The following is a 19,306-nucleotide window of genomic DNA, read 5'->3' as shown; positions in this document are numbered from 1 at the left end:
GCCGGCCGTCAGCCGACCGCCCCGGCCGGGGTCTCGGCGAAGCGGGCGAGGGTCGCGGCGACGGCGGTCGTGTAGCGGTCGAACCGGTCGGTGTCGACGCTGGCGAGGGTGTCGCACGCGGAGTGGTAGCAGGGGTCGAAGACCTCGCCCTCGGTCCCGCCCCACACCGCGGCCTGCTGGGCGGACTTGGTGTCGCCGTCCCCGGTCACGGCGCCACCGGTGGGGATGCCGGCCTCGACGAACGGGCCGTCGTCGTCGCCGTAGAGGGGGATCGGCTCGGCCCTGGCCCCGGTGGCGGCGAGTTCCTCGCCGAGCACGGCGGCGACCGTGCCCGATCCGGGCGGCCCCGTCTCGGACTCGTCGTCCCCGGCCCCGCCCTGGACGAAGTACCCGCCGTTGGACGAGCCGAGCATGTCGACGTTGAGGTAGAGCAGGTGGGCGTCGCGCTGCTGCGGGGTGAGCCCCTCGACGTAGCCGCGGGAGCCGTGCAGGCCCTCCTCCTCCGAGCCCCAGAACCCGAACGCGACGGTCGTGGCGACGCCCGGGGCCGGGCCGAGCCGTAGCGCAGCCTCGAGGAGCGCGGCGACACCGGTGCCGTCGTCGTTGATGCCCGGCCCCTCGGGCACCGAGTCCAGGTGCGCGCCGGCGAGCACGAGTGCGCCGGGGTCGCCGTCGCGGGTGCGGGCGACGACGTTGCGCAGCTCGCGGCCGAGATCGGCGTCGTAGTAGGTCGGGGTGTCGACGTCGAACCCGGCGTCGCGCAGGACGCCTGCGACGTAGTCGACCGAGCGCTCGTAGCCGGGACTGCCGGACGCGCGGTTGCCGCCGGCGTCGTCGGCGATCCTCTGGAGCGCCTCCAGGTGGGTCGTGGCCGGAGTGGCGCTCGGGGTGGACCGGACCCGCTGCGCCAGGGCGCCGTCGGGCGGGGTGGGCCCGGGCCCTGCCGGGGTGGACGTGGTGCAGGCGGTGAGGACCATGACGGCGCAGGCGAGCAGCGCAGCCACGCAGCGGGCGGGCCGCCGGGACCGGCGCACGGCCCTCGCCCTGCCCTCGGAGGTGTGGTGCGGTACGCGCGAACGCATGTCCGGCTCCCGCGTCGCCTGGGTGTGGTCCGGTGTTCGGCGCGGACCCGGCAGCCGGTTCGTCACGAGTCGTCCCGGTCGGCGCCGATGCCGGAGTCTGCCACGGCGGGACCGGGTTTGCGACAGGATCACGAGCCGGACCGGTCGCCGGCATCCCGCCCGGCGCGATGAGTTCCACGCCCGGGTGGAGTCACCCGTACGTCGACCGTCGAGGAGGAACTCACCGATGACCACCAGCGCGCCCCCGCAGCTGATCACCACCACCGCGACGACCACGGCGGTGGTCCGTGGCGTGGTGGCGATGGCCGAGTTGCCCGCCTTCTACGACCGGGTGTTCGGCACGCTCCCCGGCGTCCTGGCCGCCCAGGGCGTGGAGGTCACCGGCCCGGCGTTCGGCCTGTACCGCGGCATCCCCGCCGAGACCGTCGACCTGGAGGTGGGGTTCCCGACCGACCGGCCGGTGGCCGACGACGGCGAGGTCACCGCGGGCGGGCTTCCCGCGGGCCGGGTGGCGCGGGCGGTGCACAGCGGTTCGTTCGACGGGCTGGGGCCGGCCTGGCAGGACCTGGCCGGCTGGATCGCCGGCCAGGGCCTGCGGCCGGGCGACACGTTCTGGGAGGTCTACCTCACCGAGCCGTCGCCGGAGATGGACCCGCGGGACCTGCGCACGGAGCTCAACTGGGTGGTGTCCTGACGGACTCACGACGGACCCCTGCTCGATGACGACCACGGTGGACGGAACCCGCTCCGGTCGGGCATGAGCAGGTGGTCCGTGTCGAGCTGTCCTCGACACACCGCCCGGGCCCGGATCGAGGGCCCGGGCGACCTACGGCCCGTGGACGCCGGCGCAGCCGAGCGCGGCGAGCACGGTCCGGTACGTCAGGTCGGCGCGCACACCGGCCTCGGCGGACGGGTCGCCGTCCAGCGCGAGGACCGAGGATCCGGTGGGAAGTCGCGCGGCCTCATGGACCACCGCCAGGTACACGCCACGACACCACGCCGGGTCCGTCGCCGTGATCTCCCCGGCATCCCGCAGCCGGGAGAAGAGCAGGTCCAGTCCCGCGATGACGTCGTCGTCGGCAGGGGACATCCCGGTCGTCGAGTCCGTGGTGAGCTCCATGATCGCCCGGCTGTCCGCCTTGAGCTCGAACAACAGCTGAGTCAGACGGTGCAGTGCGGCGACCGGCGGCGCCGTCCGCACGCGCGCCTGCTCGAGCCCCTGCCGATAGCGCTCGTTCAGGCGCCCGCTCAGCGCCTCAAGCAGTGCCCTACGGGACGAGAACCGCCGGTGCACGGTCGCACGCGCAAGCCCTGCCACGTCGGCGATGCGCTCCAGGGTCGCGTTCGGATCGACCGAGAGCACCTCCTCGGCTGCAGCCAGGATCCGCGCGGTGCTGCGCTCCGCGTCAGCGCGCATGCGGCGCGGCGGGCCGTCCGGACTCATGCCACCTCCAGCGTCTCGGTCGAGCATATCTGCGCCACATGAGAGTTGCAGATATCGACATAACTGTCACAGTCGCGCTTCACTTGTGACGTCACGACACCCGCTACGAAGGAGTGACCATGGAACTGGACCTTGCCGGCAAGCGCGTACTCGTGACGGGGGCGAGCAGGGGAATCGGCCTCGCGGTCGTCGACGCCTTCCTCGCGGAGGGCGCCGAGGTGATCGCGGTGTCCCGGAAGAGCACACCGGAGCTCGCGGCGACCGGCGCGAGGTTCGTCGCGGCCGATCTCACCGATCCCGACGCGCCGGATCAGGTGCTCGACGCGGCGCTCGCGGAGGACCGACGACTCGACGTGCTGGTGAACAACGCCGGCGGCGGAAGCCCGGCCGACGACGCCGAGCTCGTCGACCCCATCGGCGGCTCGGCCCGCACGTGGACGACCATCCTCGCGCTGAACCTCGGCGCGGCCGTCGAGATGACCCGTGCAGCACTCCCCGCCCTGTCGCACGCACGGGGCTCGGTCGTGAACATCAGCTCGACCGCTGCCCGCAACCCCCACGCCATCCCGCTGTCCTACGCCGCGTCGAAGGCGGCCCTCAACGCCTTCACCCGCGGCCTGGCCGAGAAGTTTCCCGATACCGGGGTGCGGGTCAACGCCGTCACCCCCGGCGGGACGCGGACCGCCATGATGACCGCTCCGGACGGTTACCTCGGGCGACTGTCGACGGTACTGGGCGTCGGCCACGACACCCTGCTCGCGGCCATGCCTGAACAATCCGGGATCGTCACCGGCGCCCTCGTCGACCCGTCCGAGATCGCCCGCGCGGTACTGCTGCTGGCGGCGCCGAGCATGTCCAGCGCCGTCGGCTCGAACTGGGTCGTCGACGGTGGAACGCTGAAGGCCGCATGACCCGGGCGGCGCCTCGCGGCGCTGCTGCCCGGCGCCGCGGGCAGGCTCGCGGGCCGCACCCTGCGGGCACGCGCCCGGACCCACGGCGCCGCGGCCGGCCCGTTGGTCCTCCTCGCCGGGATCGCCGGCGGGACGCTCGCCATGCAGGCGATCGAGGACCGGCTCCCCGCGACCACGGGCCCGCAGCTCGCGACGGTGAACTACCTGGTCGTCCTGGTGATCACCGGGTTCGCGGCGGTCGCGGTGACGAACACCCTGCTGACCGCGACCCGGGCCCGCAGCAGCGAGTTCGCGACACTCCGGCTCACCGGCGCGACCCGCGGGCAGGTCGTCACCGTGGCGGGCGTCGAGGCGCTGGTGACGGCGGTGGTCGCGACGGCGCTCGGTGCCGTCGCCGTCCTGGTCACCGTCGTCCCGTTCGGCCTGGTCCGGGGATCCTGGGCGTTCCCCGGGTGGCTGCTGCCCCTCGTCGCGCTCGGCACGGTGGCACTGGCCCTCGCCGCGACGATCCCGACAGCCTGGCGGCTCGTCCGCGGGTCGTGATCGGGGACTCGACCCGTCGACACGCGGTGGACACTCGGCTCACGAGGGCAAGAAAAAGCCAGGACCGAAGTCCTGGCCTGGTGAAGCAGGGTGGAGCTGAGGGGATTCGAACCCCTGACCCCTTGACTGCCAGTCAAGTGCGCTACCAGCTGCGCCACAGCCCCTTGCGACATGAAGAACAGTACACGTCCCGGTTTCCGCCCCGAGAAGGGGGGTCCCCCGCCCCGTCCTGCCCGCGTGGCCGGACGGGACCGCTCTCATCCGGTCCACTCGCCGCGGTCGTCGCCGCCCTCGTCGACCGGGGGCGGCACCTCCCGGAGCCGCCGGATCGCGGGGTCGCCGGCCCAGAACTCCTCGAACCCGTCGCCGGCGAAGCGCTCGGCGACGAGGTGCATCGCGATGTCGAAACGCACGTACCCGGCCGCGAGCAGCACGGTCGCCGGGTCGTCGGTGTACATGCCCCAGGTCTGGTCACCCGCGATACCGCCGATGACGGCCTGCTCGCGGTCGGCCACGACGACGAGCATGCGCCGGCCGAGGACGGCCTCGACGGTGTCCGGTGGCGAGTAACGGTGCTCGGTCGCCCAGCCGACCGGGTCGTGGTCGCGTCCGAACACGACGGTCGCGACCGCCGCGCCTCGTTCCTCGGACCTGCGGACGGAGGGCTTGAGCCGCTCGAGGTCCTCCGGCCAGCCCGAGACCCACAGCTCCGTGCGGGCCGCGACGACAACGTCCTCGGCGCGGTCGAGCAGGGTCTCGCGCTCGGACAGCGAGTGCGCCAGCCGCACCCGGGGCGGCGACGTCAGCCTCGGCATCTCGTCCTCGAGGACCCCGAGCGTACGGTCGAAGTCCCGGCGCATCCGCTCGAGCAGCGAGTCGGGCGGCAGCGGCACGTAGCCGACACCGTCCTCGTCGGACCGGACCTCGTAGGCCGCACCCCGGCCGACGAGCTTGCCCAGCGTCTCGTAGACGGTGCTGCGCGGGACGCCCGACCGCTTCGCCACCTCGTACCCGTTGACCGGCTCCCCGCGACGACGAGCGCCACGTAGGCCTTGGCCTCGTACCCGGACATGCCGAGGCGTTGCAGTTCCTCGGTCACCCGCTGCACGGACATTGCGAGATCATCTCACCCGTTCGACACGCGTTCGTGCGGCCCCGGTGCCCGACGCACCCCTGACCGCGGTCCGGCACGGCCGGCCCCGGGGAGTGAATCGATCGTGGCGGACCGGACGCTACGGGCGGAACCGCCCCATCATCACAATGACCGATCACCACTCAGCCGGTGACCTCGCGCATCGCCGACGCCGCCTCGGTGAGGATCTCGCGCATCGCGGCCTCGGCGGCGACGGCGTCGCCGGAGCGGACGGCGTCGGCGACGTCACCGTGCAGCCGGATCGCGACCGGCTCGGGACGCGCCGGCATGAGGTGGTGCCGGGTCCGGCCGGCGAGCACCTCGGCGACGACGCCGTCGAGCGCGGCGAGCATCTCGTTCCCGGACGCCGCGAGCAGCGCGCGGTGGAACCGGACGTCGGCCCCGAGGTAGGCCTCCAGGTCGCCGGACCGTCCGTGCACGGCCATGTCCATCACCGCGCCGACCAGCTCGCCGCACTGCTCCGGGGTGGCCCGGACGGCGGCCAGTGCCGCGGCCACCGGTTCGACGCCCTGGCGCAGCTCGGACAGCGACCGGAGCTGGCCGTCGCGGTCCGGGCCGTCCAGCCGCCAGCGGATCACCCGCGGGTCGTGCACGTTCCAGCGCTCGCGGGGCGCGACGGTCGTCCCGACGCGACGGCGGCTCTGCACCAGCCCCATCGACTCGAGCACCCGCACGGCCTCGCGGACCACGGTCCGCGACACGCCGTAGCGCTCGACGAGCTCGTCGGCGCGCAGCACCGTCCCCGGGGCCAGCTCACCGCCCGCGACGAGCGAGCCGATCCGGTCGAGCACGCCCGCGTGCAACCCGGCGCCTGCCGTCCCGTCCACGCTGTCCACACCTCGGATCCTCGCACCTGTGCGGGCCCGGCACCTGTTTCCACATATCTGTATCGGTCCGGTCTTGAATAAGTACTACTTATCGCGCACTCTGGTCCACCAGCGACCGGGTGCCCCCGGTCCGCGTGCCGGAGCCGTCACAGCACGAGGAGCCGATGCAGCGATGCAGCAGCCGACCCCACGCCCGCCCCTGGTCGTCGTGATGGGGGTGTCCGGCTCCGGGAAGTCCACCGTCGGCGCCGCCCTCGCCGAGCGTCTCGGGGTCGGCTTCACCGACGCCGACGCCCTGCACCCGGCGGCGAACGTCGCCAAGATGCACGCCGGCGTCGCGCTGACCGACGCCGACCGCGAGCCCTGGCTCGACATCGTCGGCGGGCAGCTCGCCGGCCACGCCGCGAGCGGCCTCGTCGTCGCCTGCTCGGCGCTGCGCCGCGACTACCGCGACCGGCTGCGCCGGCACGCCCCTGCCACCGTCTTCCTCCACCTCGCCGGGGACCACGACACCCTGGCCGCGCGGATGACGGGCCGCGAGGGGCACTTCATGCCCCCGGCCCTGCTGGGCTCCCAGCTCGCCACGCTCGAGCCGCTCGGCGCCGACGAGACCGGCGCCACACTGGACATCGCCCGGACCGTCGACGAGCTGGTCGAGGCCGGCGCCGACGCCGTCACCGGGCACGGCACGGAGGTCTCCTCCCGATGACGACCCTGCTCACGCACCCCGCGCTCGTCCTCGCCGCCGAGCAGACCGAACCGGTCGCCTCGGCCGGACGCCTGCTGACCGCGGCGCTGGTCGGCATCCTCGCCCTCGTCCTGCTGATCACGCAGTTCTCGCTGCACCCGTTCCTCGCGCTGACGATCGGCTCGCTGCTGGTCGCCGCCGTCGCCGGGATGTCCATGGGGGACGCGGTCGACGCGTTCTCCGAGGGCTTCGGCGACACCGCCGCGAGCGTCGGGACACTGATCGCGCTCGGCGCGATGTTCGGCAAGCTGCTCGCCGACTCCGGCGGCGCCGACCGGCTGGTCGACACGATCATCGCCCGTTCCGGGCCGCGGTCGCTGCCGTGGGCGATGGCGCTCGTCGGGGCCCTGATCGGGCTGCCGATGTTCTTCGAGATCGGCCTGGTCATCCTGATGCCGGTGATCTTCCTGGTGGCCCGGCGGGCCCAGGTGTCGCTGATCGCCGTCGGCATCCCGGCGCTCGCCGGGCTGTCCGCGATGCACGGTCTGGTGCCGCCGCACCCCGGGCCGCTGGCCGCGATCGGGGTCCTGAACGCCGACCTCGGGATCACCCTCGTGCTGGGCGTCCTCGTCTCGATCCCGGTGATCGTGCTGGCCGGTCCGCTGTTCGCGAAGCTCGCCGCCCGCTGGGTGGACGTGTCGCCGCCCGCGCTGTTCGAGTCGAAGGTCCCGGCGGGGACGTCCACAGGCGGCTCCGCGGCGCCCGCCGACGCCGGCACCGACACCAGCACGGACACCCCGGCCGCCGAGGACGGGCCCACCCGCCGCCCTGGCTTCGGGATCACGCTGTTCACCGTGCTGCTGCCCGTCGTGCTGATGATGGGCAAGGCGGTCGGCGACATCGCGGCCGACGAGGGCAACCCCGTCCGGTCCGCACTGGACTTCGTCGGCACCCCGCTCGTGGCGCTGCTGCTGTCGGTGCTCGTCGCGATGTTCACCCTGGGCGGCGGGTCCGGGATGAGCCGCCGGGCCGTCACCGGCTCGCTGGAGCGGTCGCTGCCCGCGATCGCCGGCATCGTGCTGATCGTCGCCGCAGGCGGCGGGTTCAAACAGACCCTGGTCGACACCGGGATCGGCGCGATGATCGCCGGATGGGCCACCGGCGCCGGCATCTCGGCGCTGCTGCTGGGCTGGCTGGTCGCCGTCGCGATCCGGCTGGCGACGGGCTCGGCGACGGTCGCCACGGTGACCGCCGCCGGGATCCTGGTGCCGCTGCTGCCGGGCCTGGACCCGACCCAGACGTCGCTGCTGGTGCTCGCCATCGGCGCCGGCTCGGTGTTCTTCTCGTTCGTCAACGACGCCGGGTTCTGGCTGGTCAAGGAGTACTTCGGGCTGACGGTCGGGCAGAACGTCAAGACCTGGTCGGTCATGGAGACGGTGCTGTCGGTCGCCGGCCTGGTGCTCGTCCTGTTGCTGGACCTGGTCCTCTAGCCCCTCAGACGAGGACGTCGGCGCGGGCCCCCGGCAGGGGGTCCGCGCCGTCCGCGTTCCCCGCCACCTCGTCCGCCGCCCGGCGCAGCCTGCGCACCGCCTCGGCGAGCACCGGCTCGGGGTGGGTGAAGGGCAGCCGGAGCCGGTCGGTGAACGCGTGGCCCGCGCCGAACCGGGGGCCCGGTGCCAGCACCAGCCCGTGCCGCGGGGCCACCGCCGCCAGTGCGGTCGAGCGGGGCGCCCCGAGATCGCACCAGAGCGCGAGCCCGCCGCCGGGCAGGTCGAACCGCCACTCCGGCAGGACGGCGGCCAGCTCGGCGGCGAGACGGTCCCGGCGGGCCCGCAGCTGCCCGGTCCGCTCGGCCCGCACCACACCCAGCGCGTCCAGCACCTCCACCCCGACCAGCTGCTCCAGCACCGGCGGCGCGATCTGGGAGCGGGCGAGCCGGCGGCGCATCCGGGCGGCCTGCTCGCGGCCCGCCCGGATCCAGCCGAGCCGGAGCCCGCCCCAGGCGATCTTGCTGGTGCTGCCGACGGTGACGACGTCGTCGGGCCGCGGTGCGTGCGCGGCGCACGGCAGCGGGACGGCCGCGCCCGGCCCGCGCAGGTCCAGCTCGGCGAACGACTCGTCGACGATCGCGACCGTGCCGTGCCGGGCGAGGCGCTGCAGCAGGCGGGCCCGCGCGTCGTCGTCGAGGAGGCGGCCGGTCGGGTTCTGGAAGTCCGCCATCATGTACGCGGCCCGCGCCGCCGTCTGCCGGGCGGCCCGCGGCAGCGCGGTCTCGGCCGGGTCCTCCCCGACGGCGACCGGCACCGGGCGGACACCGGCGTCGGCGAGCACGTCCAGCGCCGACGGGTACGTGGGGTGCTCGACGAGCACCCGGTCCCCGGGCCCGGCGATCTCGGCGACCGCCAGGTGCAGCGCGTGCAGCGCACCGCCGGTCACGACGATCGCGTCCGGGCCGGTCGGGACACCCCGCTCGGTGAACCGGGCGGCGATCCGCTCCCGCAGCCCGGCCAGGCCGTCGGGGCCGTAGCCGTGCCCGGCGAGCTCGGCCTCCAGCCGCTCGGTGGCCCGCCGCACCAGCGACGACATCGCGGACGGCGCCGCCGGCGCGGCGTGCGCGAGGTCGATCACGCCACCACGGACCGGGCCGGGCACCCAGACGCCGTCGACGCGCAGCTCGTCGTCGGGCAGCCGGACCCAGGTGCCGGATCCCTGCCGGGCCTCGGCCCAGCCGTCGTCGCGCAGGTCGCGGTACGCCCGGGTGACGGTCACCCGGCTCACGGCGAGCTGTCCGGCCAGCGCCCGCTCGGCGGGGAGCCGGGTGCCCGACGCGAGCCGCCCGTCCCCCACCAGCACCCGGATCGCGTCGGTCAGCGCCCGGTACGCCGGCCCGCGCCCACCGCGCACGTCACCGCAGAGCTCGGCCAGCCGGGCCGCGCCGATTCCGTCCATTTCCAGTCCACTTCCGCCGGATTGGCCTGATGACCGCGGGCCGGTCCGTCGTGGAGCATGCCATTTCGTGACGATCGACAGGAGGCGCAGCCGGTGGACGGTCGCCGGGATGCCCCGACGCGGACGGCGGCTCACCCAGCTGGTGCTCGGGCTGCTGGCCTACGCGTTCTCGATGGCGCTGATGATGCGCGCCGGGCTCGGCTCGATGCCGTGGGACGTGCTGCACCAGGGCCTCGCGGTGCACACCGGGCTCCCGATCGGGGCGCTGACGGCGCTGGTAGCGGTCGTCGTCCTGCTGCTGTGGATCCCGCTGCGGGAGCGGCCGGGGATCGGGACGGTGGCGAACGTCGTCGTCATCGGGCTGTCGGTCGACGCCGCGCTCGCGGTGGTCCCCGCGGTGGAGGCGCTGCCCGGCCGGATCGGGCTCGCGGTGGCCGGGATCGTGCTCAACGCGGCGGCGACGGCGGCCTACATCGGGGTCGGGCTGGGCCCGGGCCCGCGGGACGGGCTGATGACCGGGCTCGCGGCCCGCACCGGCCGGTCGGTGCGGCTGGTGCGGACCGCGATCGAGGTGACGGTCGTGCTCACCGGCTGGCTGCTCGGCGGCACCTTCGGGGTGGTGACGGTGCTCTACGCGTTCGGGGTCGGGCCGCTGATCCAGTGGTTCCTGCCGCGGCTCACCGTCCGGACGCCCGGGGCCGCGACCTAACCGGTCACCTGCGTCAGCCAGGCCCCGTTCGAGAGGTCGGCCTTGGTGCCCTGCACGAGGACGGTCGGGGTGCCGAACCCGCCCCCGGGGGCGGCCTTCGGGTCGGCGGCGGCCGCGCGGGTGGCGTCGGCGATCGCCTGCGAGCTCTCCTGGCGGGTGACGCAGCCGCCGAAGTCGCCGGTCGCGCCGAGCTCGGTGCCCAGCGCGGTCAGCTGCTGCACGGTGAGCCCGGCGCCGCCCTCGCTCGGCTGGTCGGTGTAGAGCCGGGAGTGGTAAGCCGGGAAGATCCCGGCGTCGGCGGCACAGAGCGCCGCGTTTCCGGCCCGGGTGGAGTACCCGGGCGGGGTCGTGCGGTCGTCGAGGATGGCGACGTGGTGATAGTTGATCTTCGCCTTGCCCTCGTTGAGCGCTGCGGTGAGGTCGCCGCCGTAGTACCGCTCGAGCTCCTTGCAGTTCGGGCAGAGGTAGTCCTCGTAGATGTCCACGGTGACCGGCGCGGCCGGGTCCCCGGCCGTCACGACGACGCCGTCACGCGCGACCGCATAGGCCGGGACGGCCGACGAGTTGTAGTTCTGCCAGGCCACGTACACCCCGGCGAGCACGGCGACGGCGAGCACGACGCCCGCGATCACCAGCCCCCGGCCGGCACCGCCCGACTTCTTCGGCGTGATCCCGGCCGCCTGCAACCGGGCGTGCCCGGCCTGCCGCCGCTCCCCCTCTGTCCGTCCCATCCTGCGTCTCCTCCGTTGCTCCCCGGCACCCGCCGGGCCTGGTCACCGCTCGCGCCCACCGGCCGTGCCCGCCGCGGGCGCCGGCGTCTCCCCGATCCGGTCGACCGCGAACAGCGTGCGCGGCCGCACGACCAGCCACAGCGCGAGCGCCAGGAACCCGAGGTCGCGCAGCAGGGTCAGCGGGTACTGCTCCTCGCCGGGCGGCACCGGGCCGCCACCGCCGAAGCATCCACAGTCGATCGACAGTCCGCGCGCCCAGGCCTGCACCAGCCCGGCCACGAACCCGGCCAGCAGCACCGCACTGACGACGGCGACCAGCCGGGTACCGGCCCCGGCGAGGAGCAGCGCGCCCAGCGCCAGCTCCAGGAGCGGCAGGACCGTCGCGACGACGGGCACGGCCGCGTCGGGCAGCACCTGGTAGGCGCCCACCGCGACGGCCGTCCCGACGGGGTCGACCAGCTTCGGCACGCCCGACACCAGCCAGACGGCCGCGAGCGCGAGCCGGACGACGGTGCCCACGAGGTCCGTCGGCCGGGCGGTGGTCACGGCCAGAGAGCCTAGCGAGGTCGCCCGCGGCGCCGGATCACACGTCCGTGTCGCGCGTTCCCCCGGCCGTCAGAACTCCTCGCGCGCCGACTCCTGCTCCAGCAGCGCGTCCAGGTCCGTCAGCCGGTCCATCGTCGCGACCGCCCGCTTCGTCCGGTGGTTCGACGCGTGCAGCTCGCGGTGCCGGTGCACGAACTGCCAGTACCCGGCGGTGAAGGGGCACGCCTTCTCCCCCACGCGGACCTTCGGGTCGAACGCGCAGGCCTTGCAGAAGTCGGTCATGCGGTCGATGTAGGCGCCACCGGAGGCGTAGGGCTTGGTCGTCATCCGGCCGCCGTCGGCGTGCTGGCTCATGCCGATCACGTTCGGCGGCATGACCCACGCGAACCCGTCGACGAACGCCGTCGCGAACCAGTCGTTGACCTCGTCCGGGCGGTAGCCGCGCTGCATCGCGTGGTTGCCGAGGATCATCAGCCGGGGGATGTGGTGGGTCCAGCCGCGGTCCCGGACGTCGGACAGCGCCGAGGACAGGCACGACGCGGTGACGGCGCCGGCGTCGAGCCCGGCCCACCAGTCCGGCAGCGGGGTGCGGGCCCGCAGGTGGTTGCTGCGGGTGTAGCCGCGGCCGAACCGCCAGTAGAGCTGCCACACGAACTCGCGCCAGCCGAGCACCTGCCGGACGAAGCCCTCGACGCTCTCCAGCCGGGCCGTCCCGTCGTGGTACGCCTGCTCGGCCGCACGGACGGCCTCCAGCGGGTGCAGCGCACCGAGGTTCAGCGGGACCGACAGCAACGAGTGCGCCATGGCCCAGTCCCGGGCCAGGACGGCGTCCTCGTACGGGCCGAACGTGTCGAGCCGGTGGTCCACGAAGTGCCGCAGGGCGCGGACGGCCTCGTCGTGCGTGACCGCGAAGCGGCGCGGGCCGTCCTCCCCGACCGTCGGCAGGCCTGCGGCGTCGAGGTCGGCGCGGACCTGCTCGTCGATCTCGTCCTCGGACGGCTGCCACGGCGGCTCGACACCGACCGTCCCGGCGCCCTTGGGCGGGGACTCGCGGTTGTCGTGGTCGTAGTTCCACTTCCCGCCGACGGGCTCGGTGCCCTCCATCAGCACGTCGAAGCGTTCCCGCTGGGAGCGGTAGAAGTCCTCCATCCGGAACGTCTCGCGGTCGCCGGCCCAGTCGTCGAACTCGTCCTTCGGCAGCGCGAAGGTCGGCGTCGGCCGCACCTCCGCGACGAGGCCCTCCTTCCGGAAGCGGCGCACCATGTCCGACGCCGGGAACGACGTCGGCTGGTGCACCACGACCGGCCGGCCCACCGTCTCCAGCGCCTCCCGGTAGGTGCCGGTCCGCAGGTAGGTGGCCCGGTCGCCGAGTGCGTCGGCGAGGTGCCGCATCCCGGACAGCACCAGGTGCAGCTTCTGCCGGTGGTAGGGCTTGCGGCCGAGCGCCCGCGACGACTCGACGAGCACGATCTCGCGGTCCGCGAACTCGCCGGTGTCCCACACGTGCGGGCCGAGCTGGTCGGCGAAGAGCCAGAGCGGCGGACGGTCCCGAGAGGCCATGGCCCCAGTGTCGGGGCGGCGCGGACGCCCCGCGCGGCGAGCCCGCGCGCCTATCGTCGCACGCATGAACGACCCCGAGCTGGACGCCGAGCTCGCCGCCCACGCCCACGACCACGCGCACCGGGACGTGTCCGGCGGCTGGCTGCGGGCGGCCACGTTCGGCGCGATGGACGGCCTGGTCACGACGATCGCGCTCGTCGCGGGCGTCGGCGGGGGCGGCGCCGGGCGGGACGTGATCGTGCTGACCGGGCTCGCCGGTGTGGTCGCCGGGGCCTTCTCGATGGCGCTCGGCGAGTTCGCCTCGGTCGGCACGCAGAACGACGCCGTCGACGCCGAGGCGGCCGTCGAGCGGCGCGAGATCGCGGAGCACCCGCGCGCCGAGCAGCACGAGCTGGCGGAGATGCACCGCGGGATGGGGCTGTCGGCGGGGACCGCCGACGCCGGCGCCCGGGAGGTGCACGCCGACCCGGACCTCGCGCTGCGGGTGCACCTGAGCCAGGAGCTGGGCGTCAGCCTGGACGACCAGCCGTCCCCGTGGGTCGCCGCGGTGTCGTCGTTCGCCGCGTTCGTCGTCGGCGGGATCGTGCCGCTGGTGACGTTCCTGCTCGGGTACGGCTCGCTGGCGCTCGGGCTGGCCGTCGGTGGGCTGGGACTCCTGGGCGCCGGGGCGCTGACGTCCCGGTTCACCTCGAGGTCGTGGTGGGTGGCCGCGTTGCGGCAGCTCGCGTTCGGTGCGATCGCGGCGGGCGCGACCTACCTGGTCGGGATGCTCATCGGGGTGGGCGTCGCCTGAGCGGCGGCACCCGGCTCAGTCCTCGACGGCGATCACCCGGGCCGGGCACACGTGCTCGGCCTCCTTGACCGCGTCGCGGGCGCTCTCGCCGGGGTCGTCGGTGAGGAGCTCGACGATGCCGTCGTCGTCCTGGTCGAACACGTCGGGTGCGGTGACGACGCACTGGCCGGCACCGATGCAGAGTTCCTTGTCCACGGTCACGCGCATGCACCCAGGATGCCACCCGGCGCAGCGGGAAAACCGTGGGAACGACGGCGGCCCCGTCCCGGAGGTCCGGGACGGGGCCGCTGTGGCTGGTGGAGGTGCCGGGAATCGAACCCGGGTCCTCCGTCGGTTCACGAGGGCTTCTCCGTGCGCAGTCCGCTCTGTCTCTACTCGGATCCACCGGTCACGCGGACGAGCCGGTGTGACGATCCCAGCCGCTGTTGGATGTCCCCTGCGCTTCCGCGGCCGAACCGCAGGGTGAGTCCCCTAGCTGATGCCGGGTACCGGAGCGGGGACGCCTCCGGCCCGACAGCCCCTTACTAGATCAGGCAGCGAGCGCGAAGGCGCTCTGAGCCTGAACCGGGGCAGTGCGACTGTTGTCGGCACTTATTTTTTTGCGACGCATGGTTAACGAGATCATCGTCGCCTTCCTCGGCACGCTTCACCTCGATCGACGATCGGAGTCGAAACCGTTCACCCCCTGGTCAGGTCGTGATCCACCTGCTGTCCGCCCGGGTCTCCCCGCGCGGACACCCAGCATAACGCCCGGCGCCACCGGGATCATTCCGGTTCCGGATGTGTCACGGCTGCGTCAGTCCGCCGAGACCTCGTAGGTGTGCCCGGCCGCCCGCAGGCGGTCGACGAGCACGTCCCCCATCGCCGTCGCCGGGGTCAGGGAGCCCGCCCGGTCCGGCAGCGCGGACCCGCCCAGCGCCAGCGCGAGCCCGCTCTCCCCGAGCATGACGGCGGTCGCGGCGTACCCCGGGTCGCCCGGCCCGGACACCCGGGCGCGGTAGCGGCGCCCCGACTCCGTCGTCGCGCGGACGTCCATCCGGAACCAGCCCGAGGCCCGGGTCCGCTCCGACGGCCCGCTCCCGGGGGCGGGCAGCACGCGGTCCAGCAGCGGGCGGACCGGTCCGATCGCGAACGCACCCACCAGCGCACCGAGCCCGCCGGTCACGACGCCCGCCGCGACGGCACCGGCGATCCCGCGGCCGCAGCCCTGGAGCTCGCCGTACCGCAGGCCGCGGCCGTAGGCGTGGCCGAGCAGCGCGTTGGAGCGGCGCACGATCCGGGTGTTGTAGGACGCCATGACGAACGGCGCGGTCCACGTGCCGTCGTCGAGCCGGCTCGGCGGGCCCGCGTCGGCGGGCTGCGACGGCGTCGGCTCGGTCGCCCGGTCCGGGCTCAGCGCGTGCGGGTCGGCCGCCAGCCGGCGCAGCGACCGGTCGGCGCGGACGGCGTCGATCTGGCCGCGCAGCGAGTCGACCGTCCCGCCGGAGACACCGCCCCGCATCGTCGCGACCGTCCGGACCTCGGTGAGGCCGCCGGCGTCGTCGGCCTCGGCGGCGGTGTGCGCGAGCCACCCCCCCGAGGTCGGACGGGACGGAGTCGTAGCCGCAGGAGTGCACGATCCGGGCGCCGGTGGACTCGGCGATGCCGTGGCACCGGTCGACGGCGTCCCGGACGAACAGCACCTCCCCGGTGAGGTCGGCGTAGTGCGTCCCGGCCCGGGCGCAGGACTCGACGAGCTGCCGGCCGTACTTCGCGTACGGCCCGACCGTCGTCAGGACGACGCGTGCGGCACCCGCGAGCCGGTCGGTGGCCGCCCGGTCCGACGCGTCGGCGACGATCAGCGGCCACTCCTTGGCCCGCTCCGGCAGTGCCGCCCGGGCCGCGGCGAGCTTCGCCTCGGACCGGCCGGCGAGCGCGATCCGGACGCCGGCCGGGGCGTGTTCGGCCAGGTAGCGGGCCGTCAGGGCGCCGACGAACCCGGTCGCGCCGTAGAGCGCGATGTCCACGGGCTCGTCGGGCGCGGCGCCGCCGGTCGGGTCGTGCTGCGGGTTCACCACGGGGTCTCCTCCTCGGTCCTGCGCGGGGTCAGGCCGGCAGCTCGTCACGGACGCCCAGCACCTCGGCGGGCGCGTCGTACAGCACCGAGCGCAGGAAGCCGTGCCCGAGGCGCGGCTCCGCCGCCGCCCAGGCGTGGATCGCCTGCAGCTGCTCGGCGTAGGGGTACGGGATGTTCGGGAAGTCGGTGCCGAGCACGATGCGGCCCGGGTGGTCGGCCAGGCGGGCCGGCCAGTCCGCAGGCAGCGGCGCCATCCGCTCGCTGAACGCGGTGCCGACCATCGTGGTGTCCAGCACCAGGTTCGGGAACCGGTCCAGCAGCTCCAGTGCGCCCCGGAAGTCCGGCATGCCCGCGTGCGCGAGGACGATCCGCAGCGACGGGTGCGCCTCGAGCACCTCGGCGAAGATCCCGAGGCCGGTGTGGTCCCCGGGGATCGGCCCGTCCCCGCAGTGCACGACGGCCGGCACCCCGGCCTCGGCGAGCAGCCCCCACGCGTCGCGCAGCTGCGGGTCGCGCGGGTCGAACGCACCGACCTGGACGTGCACCTTCACCATCCGCGCGCCGTCGTCGACGGCCCGGCCGAGGTAGTCGGCGACCGACGGCTCCGGGTACAGCGTCGCGGTGCGCACCGCACGCGGGTGGGCGTCGGCGAACTCGCCGGCCCAGCCGGTCAGCCACTCCCCCATCCCCGGCTTGTGCGGGTAGGTGAGCGGCGCGAACCGCAGGACGCCGAGCTGCTCCAGCAGCGCGTACCGCTCGGACTCGGGGAGCTTGTACTGCACCGGCCACGGGACGCCGTAGTGCGTCTCGGCCTGCTCGAAGTAGTCCCACACCTTGCGCAGCATGCGCTCGGGCAGGAAGTGCACGTGCACGTCGACCAGGCCGGGCAGTCCGAGCTCGGCGGTCCAGCGCGGGACGTCGGCGTCGTCGCGGGGTGGCGGGGGAAGATCCACGCCACCCACCCTAGGCGCGACCCCGCCACCCGGCCGGGCCACCTGCGGCCCGTCCGGCCCTGGCGATCATCGTTCGCACGGGATCCTGTCGTTCGCACGGGATCCGATCCCGTGCGAGGCACGCGGACCCGTGCGAAGCCGGTGGCACGGCCGGCTCAGCGCATCTCGCGGGCGCGTCCCTTCGCGGCGCGGCCGACGGCGCGGGCCATCTCCCGCTGCGCGTCCTTCTTGGCCAGGTCACGCCGCTTGTCGTAGTCCTTCTTGCCGCGCGCCAGCGCGATCTCGCACTTGACCTTGCCGTCGTTGAAGTACAGCGACAGCGGCACGAGGGTCAGACCGCCCTCGCGGGTCTTGCCCATCAGCCGGTCGATCTCCTCACGGTGCAGCAGCAGCTTGCGGGTGCGCCGCGGCTCGTGGTTGGTCCAGCTGCCGCGGACGTACTCGGGGATGTGCAGCCCGCGCAGGAAGATCTCGCCGTCGTCGATGGTGGCGAACGCGTCCGCCATCGAGGCCCGGCCGAGACGGAGGCTCTTCACCTCGGTCCCCTTCAGCGCGACCCCGGCCTCGAAGACGTCCAGGATCGAGTAGTCGTGCCGGGCCCGGCGGTTCTGCGCGATCACCTTCCGGCCCTGTTCTTTCACGCGTCCAGCCTACCCGCGGCGCGCCACCGGTATCCGTGGCGACGTCCGCCCCGGCCCGTCACGTGGTCAGACCTTCACGTAGGCGCGCAGCGTCACGTAGCCGGTGACACCGGCGACGACCGCGCCGGTCGGGACCAGCAGCACCGCCACGAGCGCGACGTCGGTGAGCCGGACCGGCGGGATCACCCCGGCCTGCCCGATGGCGGCCAGCAGGTCGTCGACGACGGCGAACTTCGCCGCGACCAGACCGGCCCCGGCCAGCGCGCCGCCGACCGCGCCGGCGATCGCCGCCTCCACGAGGAACGGCAGCTGGGTGGTCCACCGGGTGGCTCCGACGAGCCGCATCACCCCGACCTCGGTGCGCCGGGTGAAGGCCGAGACCTGGACCGTGTTGGAGATCAGCAGCACCGCGGCGATCGCCTGCACGATCGCCAGCGCGAACGCCACGTTGCGGACGCCGTCGAGGAAGTCGAACAGCGTCCCGACGACGTCGCGCTGGTCGATCACGCCCCGCACGCCGGGCCGGCCCTCCACCGCGGCGGTCGCGGCGGCGGCGCCGCCCTGCTGGTCGGTCAGCGACACCCGCAGCGTGGCGGGCAGCGACTGCGGCCGGGCGACGTCGGCGACCGACTGCCCGGCGAACAGCTCGCGGAACCGCTCGTAGGCCTGCTGCTGCGACTCGAACGCCACCCCACCGACGCCCGGCGCGGACTCCAGCGCCGCCCGCAGCGACGCGCAGGTCGGGCCGGAGCAGTCGGCGTCGGTGCCGGACACGTCCGGGGTCAGCGCGACCTGGATCTCGAGGCGGTCGGCGTAGAGCGCGGAGATGTCGTCGATGGTGCGCAGCACGAGCAGCCCGGCCCCGACCGACATCAGGGTCACGGCGGTGGTCAGCACCATCGCCAGCGTCATCGTCACGTTCCGGCGGAGGCCTCCGGAGACCTCGCGGGTGAGCAGAGCGGGCCGCATCTACCGGCCCGCCCCGTACACCGCGCGGGCCTCGTCGCGCAGGACGCGGCCGTCGGACAGCTCGATCACCCGGCGTCGCATCGCGTCGACGATGGTGTCGTCGTGCGTGGCCATCAGCACCGTCGTGCCGCCACGGTTGATCCGTTCCAGCACCTGCATGATCTCCCGGCTGGTCTCGGGGTCGAGGTTCCCGGTCGGCTCGTCGGCCAGCAGCAGCGGCGGCCGGTTCACCGACGCCCGCGCGATCGCGACCCGCTGCTGCTCCCCGCCGGAGAGCTCGTGCGGCATGCGCTCCGCCTTGCCCTGCAGGCCGACCATCTCCAGCAGCTCCGGCACCGCGACCGCGATGTCGGACCGCTTGCGGCCCAGCACCTCGAGGGCGAACGCCACGTTCCCGGCGACGCTGCGTCCGGGCAGCAGCCGGAAGTCCTGGAAGACGCAGCCGATCCGCTGGCGCAGGCCCGGCACCTTCCGGCGGGGCAGCCGGGCGACGTCCCGGCCGTCCACCAGGATCGCACCGGAGGTGGGGACGTCCTCGCACAGCAGCAGCCGCAGCAGCGTCGACTTGCCCGACCCGGACGGTCCGATGAGGAACACGAACTCGCCGCGATCGACCGTCGCGGAGATCCGGTCCAGCGCCGGACGTCCGGACGCCGGGTAGCGCATAGTCACGTCCCGCAGCTCGATCACGGAGCGGGACGGTACCGCCGCTCCGCGTATACGGGCCGTGACGACACGCGCGACGGGCGCA

General features: G+C 74.3%; 21 protein-coding genes, 1 tRNA gene and 1 other RNA gene. 7 read left to right on the top strand and 16 right to left on the bottom strand.

Going from position 1 to position 19,306, the window contains the following annotated elements; translation table 11 throughout:
• Positions 1–8 precede the first annotated feature (8 nt).
• A complete protein-coding gene (locus Ae150APs1_RS20720) occupies positions 9–1,082 on the bottom strand; it encodes a M20/M25/M40 family metallo-hydrolase (protein ID WP_249266412.1) in 1,074 nt (357 codons plus the stop codon).
• Positions 1,083–1,308: 226 nt separating this feature from the next.
• On the opposite strand from Ae150APs1_RS20720, the gene Ae150APs1_RS20715 reads away from it, so the two are divergent.
• Positions 1,309–1,776, top strand: a complete 468-nt coding sequence (locus tag Ae150APs1_RS20715; RefSeq protein WP_010231806.1) for a GyrI-like domain-containing protein — start codon at positions 1,309–1,311, stop codon at positions 1,774–1,776.
• A 132-nt stretch (positions 1,777–1,908) separates the two neighbouring features.
• On the opposite strand, the gene Ae150APs1_RS20710 is transcribed toward Ae150APs1_RS20715, so the two are convergent.
• Positions 1,909–2,526: a TetR/AcrR family transcriptional regulator gene (locus tag Ae150APs1_RS20710; protein ID WP_075299722.1), complete on the bottom strand. Its 618-nt coding sequence runs from the start codon at positions 2,524–2,526 to the stop codon at positions 1,909–1,911.
• Between the two features lie 119 nt (positions 2,527–2,645).
• On the opposite strand from Ae150APs1_RS20710, the gene Ae150APs1_RS20705 reads away from it, so the two are divergent.
• Together Ae150APs1_RS20705 and Ae150APs1_RS20700 are read left to right on the top strand one after the other, a co-directional pair.
• Entirely contained in the window at positions 2,646–3,437 is a 792-nt protein-coding gene (locus Ae150APs1_RS20705) for an SDR family NAD(P)-dependent oxidoreductase (protein WP_075299720.1), read from the top strand.
• 102 nt (positions 3,438–3,539) lie between these two features.
• Positions 3,540–3,980: an FtsX-like permease family protein gene (locus Ae150APs1_RS20700; RefSeq protein ID WP_075299718.1), complete on the top strand. Its 441-nt coding sequence runs from the start codon at positions 3,540–3,542 to the stop codon at positions 3,978–3,980.
• Between the two features lie 91 nt (positions 3,981–4,071).
• On the opposite strand, the gene Ae150APs1_RS20695 is transcribed toward Ae150APs1_RS20700, so the two are convergent.
• From Ae150APs1_RS20695 to Ae150APs1_RS20685, 3 genes are all read right to left on the bottom strand, one after another.
• Positions 4,072–4,144 (bottom strand) — tRNA-Ala (locus Ae150APs1_RS20695).
• Between the two features lie 93 nt (positions 4,145–4,237).
• Positions 4,238–4,984, bottom strand: a complete 747-nt coding sequence (locus Ae150APs1_RS20690) for a TrmB family transcriptional regulator sugar-binding domain-containing protein (RefSeq protein ID WP_075299716.1) — start codon at positions 4,982–4,984, stop codon at positions 4,238–4,240.
• Between the two features lie 271 nt (positions 4,985–5,255).
• Entirely contained in the window at positions 5,256–5,969 is a 714-nt protein-coding gene (locus tag Ae150APs1_RS20685) for a FadR/GntR family transcriptional regulator (RefSeq protein ID WP_010231824.1), read from the bottom strand.
• Positions 5,970–6,132: 163 nt separating this feature from the next.
• Here Ae150APs1_RS20685 and Ae150APs1_RS20680 point away from each other — a divergent pair, with 163 nt between their 5' ends.
• Together Ae150APs1_RS20680 and Ae150APs1_RS20675 are read left to right on the top strand one after the other, a co-directional pair.
• On the top strand, positions 6,133–6,669 hold the full coding sequence (locus Ae150APs1_RS20680) for a gluconokinase (protein WP_060722271.1): 537 nt from the start codon (positions 6,133–6,135) through the stop codon (positions 6,667–6,669).
• Positions 6,666–8,138, top strand: a complete 1,473-nt coding sequence (locus Ae150APs1_RS20675; RefSeq protein ID WP_075299714.1) for a gluconate:H+ symporter — start codon at positions 6,666–6,668, stop codon at positions 8,136–8,138. The genes Ae150APs1_RS20680 and Ae150APs1_RS20675 overlap by 4 nt, the downstream gene beginning before the upstream one ends.
• Positions 8,139–8,142: 4 nt before the next feature.
• Here Ae150APs1_RS20675 and Ae150APs1_RS20670 read toward each other — a convergent pair whose 3' ends face one another.
• Positions 8,143–9,597, bottom strand: a complete 1,455-nt coding sequence (locus Ae150APs1_RS20670) for a PLP-dependent aminotransferase family protein (RefSeq protein ID WP_075299712.1) — start codon at positions 9,595–9,597, stop codon at positions 8,143–8,145.
• Between the two features lie 109 nt (positions 9,598–9,706).
• Between Ae150APs1_RS20670 and Ae150APs1_RS32195 the strand changes: the two genes are divergently transcribed.
• Positions 9,707–10,306, top strand: coding sequence for a membrane protein (locus Ae150APs1_RS32195; protein ID WP_050802535.1), 600 nt, complete (start codon positions 9,707–9,709; stop codon positions 10,304–10,306).
• Here the strand turns inward: Ae150APs1_RS32195 and Ae150APs1_RS20660 are convergent.
• From Ae150APs1_RS20660 to Ae150APs1_RS20650, 3 genes are all read right to left on the bottom strand, one after another.
• Positions 10,303–11,037: a thioredoxin domain-containing protein gene (locus Ae150APs1_RS20660; protein WP_075299710.1), complete on the bottom strand. Its 735-nt coding sequence runs from the start codon at positions 11,035–11,037 to the stop codon at positions 10,303–10,305. The genes Ae150APs1_RS32195 and Ae150APs1_RS20660 overlap by 4 nt on opposite strands.
• Before the next feature lie 42 nt (positions 11,038–11,079).
• Positions 11,080–11,583, bottom strand: a complete 504-nt coding sequence (locus Ae150APs1_RS20655) for a MauE/DoxX family redox-associated membrane protein (RefSeq protein ID WP_010241379.1) — start codon at positions 11,581–11,583, stop codon at positions 11,080–11,082.
• Positions 11,584–11,652: 69 nt separating this feature from the next.
• Positions 11,653–13,143: a cryptochrome/photolyase family protein gene (locus tag Ae150APs1_RS20650; RefSeq protein ID WP_075299708.1), complete on the bottom strand. Its 1,491-nt coding sequence runs from the start codon at positions 13,141–13,143 to the stop codon at positions 11,653–11,655.
• 64 nt (positions 13,144–13,207) lie between these two features.
• On the opposite strand from Ae150APs1_RS20650, the gene Ae150APs1_RS20645 reads away from it, so the two are divergent.
• Positions 13,208–13,936 (top strand): VIT1/CCC1 transporter family protein, encoded by a 729-nt coding sequence (locus tag Ae150APs1_RS20645; RefSeq protein ID WP_075299706.1) that lies wholly within the window; start codon positions 13,208–13,210, stop codon positions 13,934–13,936.
• Between the two features lie 15 nt (positions 13,937–13,951).
• On the opposite strand, the gene Ae150APs1_RS20640 is transcribed toward Ae150APs1_RS20645, so the two are convergent.
• The 7 genes from Ae150APs1_RS20640 to ftsE form a co-directional block, all read right to left on the bottom strand.
• On the bottom strand, positions 13,952–14,143 hold the full coding sequence (locus tag Ae150APs1_RS20640) for a ferredoxin (protein ID WP_075299704.1): 192 nt from the start codon (positions 14,141–14,143) through the stop codon (positions 13,952–13,954).
• A gap of 87 nt (positions 14,144–14,230) precedes the next feature.
• Positions 14,231–14,622, bottom strand: a transfer-messenger RNA (tmRNA) gene (gene ssrA / locus Ae150APs1_RS20635).
• A gap of 110 nt (positions 14,623–14,732) precedes the next feature.
• Positions 14,733–15,437 (bottom strand): hypothetical protein, encoded by a 705-nt coding sequence (locus tag Ae150APs1_RS33805; RefSeq protein WP_249266411.1) that lies wholly within the window; start codon positions 15,435–15,437, stop codon positions 14,733–14,735.
• Positions 15,438–16,021: 584 nt separating this feature from the next.
• Positions 16,022–16,945 carry an amidohydrolase family protein gene (locus tag Ae150APs1_RS20625; RefSeq protein ID WP_029239802.1) on the bottom strand — a complete coding sequence of 308 codons (924 nt, stop codon included), beginning with the start codon at positions 16,943–16,945 and terminating at the stop codon, positions 16,022–16,024.
• Positions 16,946–17,100: 155 nt separating this feature from the next.
• The gene (smpB, locus tag Ae150APs1_RS20620) at positions 17,101–17,586 is read right to left on the bottom strand and encodes an SsrA-binding protein SmpB (protein ID WP_010237295.1); all 486 of its coding nucleotides are present in this window, start codon (positions 17,584–17,586) and stop codon (positions 17,101–17,103) included.
• A 66-nt stretch (positions 17,587–17,652) separates the two neighbouring features.
• Positions 17,653–18,555 carry a permease-like cell division protein FtsX gene (gene ftsX / locus Ae150APs1_RS20615; RefSeq protein ID WP_075299702.1) on the bottom strand — a complete coding sequence of 301 codons (903 nt, stop codon included), beginning with the start codon at positions 18,553–18,555 and terminating at the stop codon, positions 17,653–17,655.
• On the bottom strand, positions 18,556–19,245 hold the full coding sequence (gene ftsE / locus Ae150APs1_RS20610; protein ID WP_075299700.1) for a cell division ATP-binding protein FtsE: 690 nt from the start codon (positions 19,243–19,245) through the stop codon (positions 18,556–18,558).
• Positions 19,246–19,306 lie beyond the last annotated feature (61 nt).

Origin of the sequence: Pseudonocardia sp. Ae150A_Ps1 (assembly GCF_001932315.1) — a bacterium.
Classification (GTDB): Bacteria; Actinomycetota; Actinomycetes; order Mycobacteriales; family Pseudonocardiaceae; genus Pseudonocardia.
Note: the sequence above shows the minus strand (reverse complement) of the source record. Positions and strands in the feature narration are given on the sequence as shown.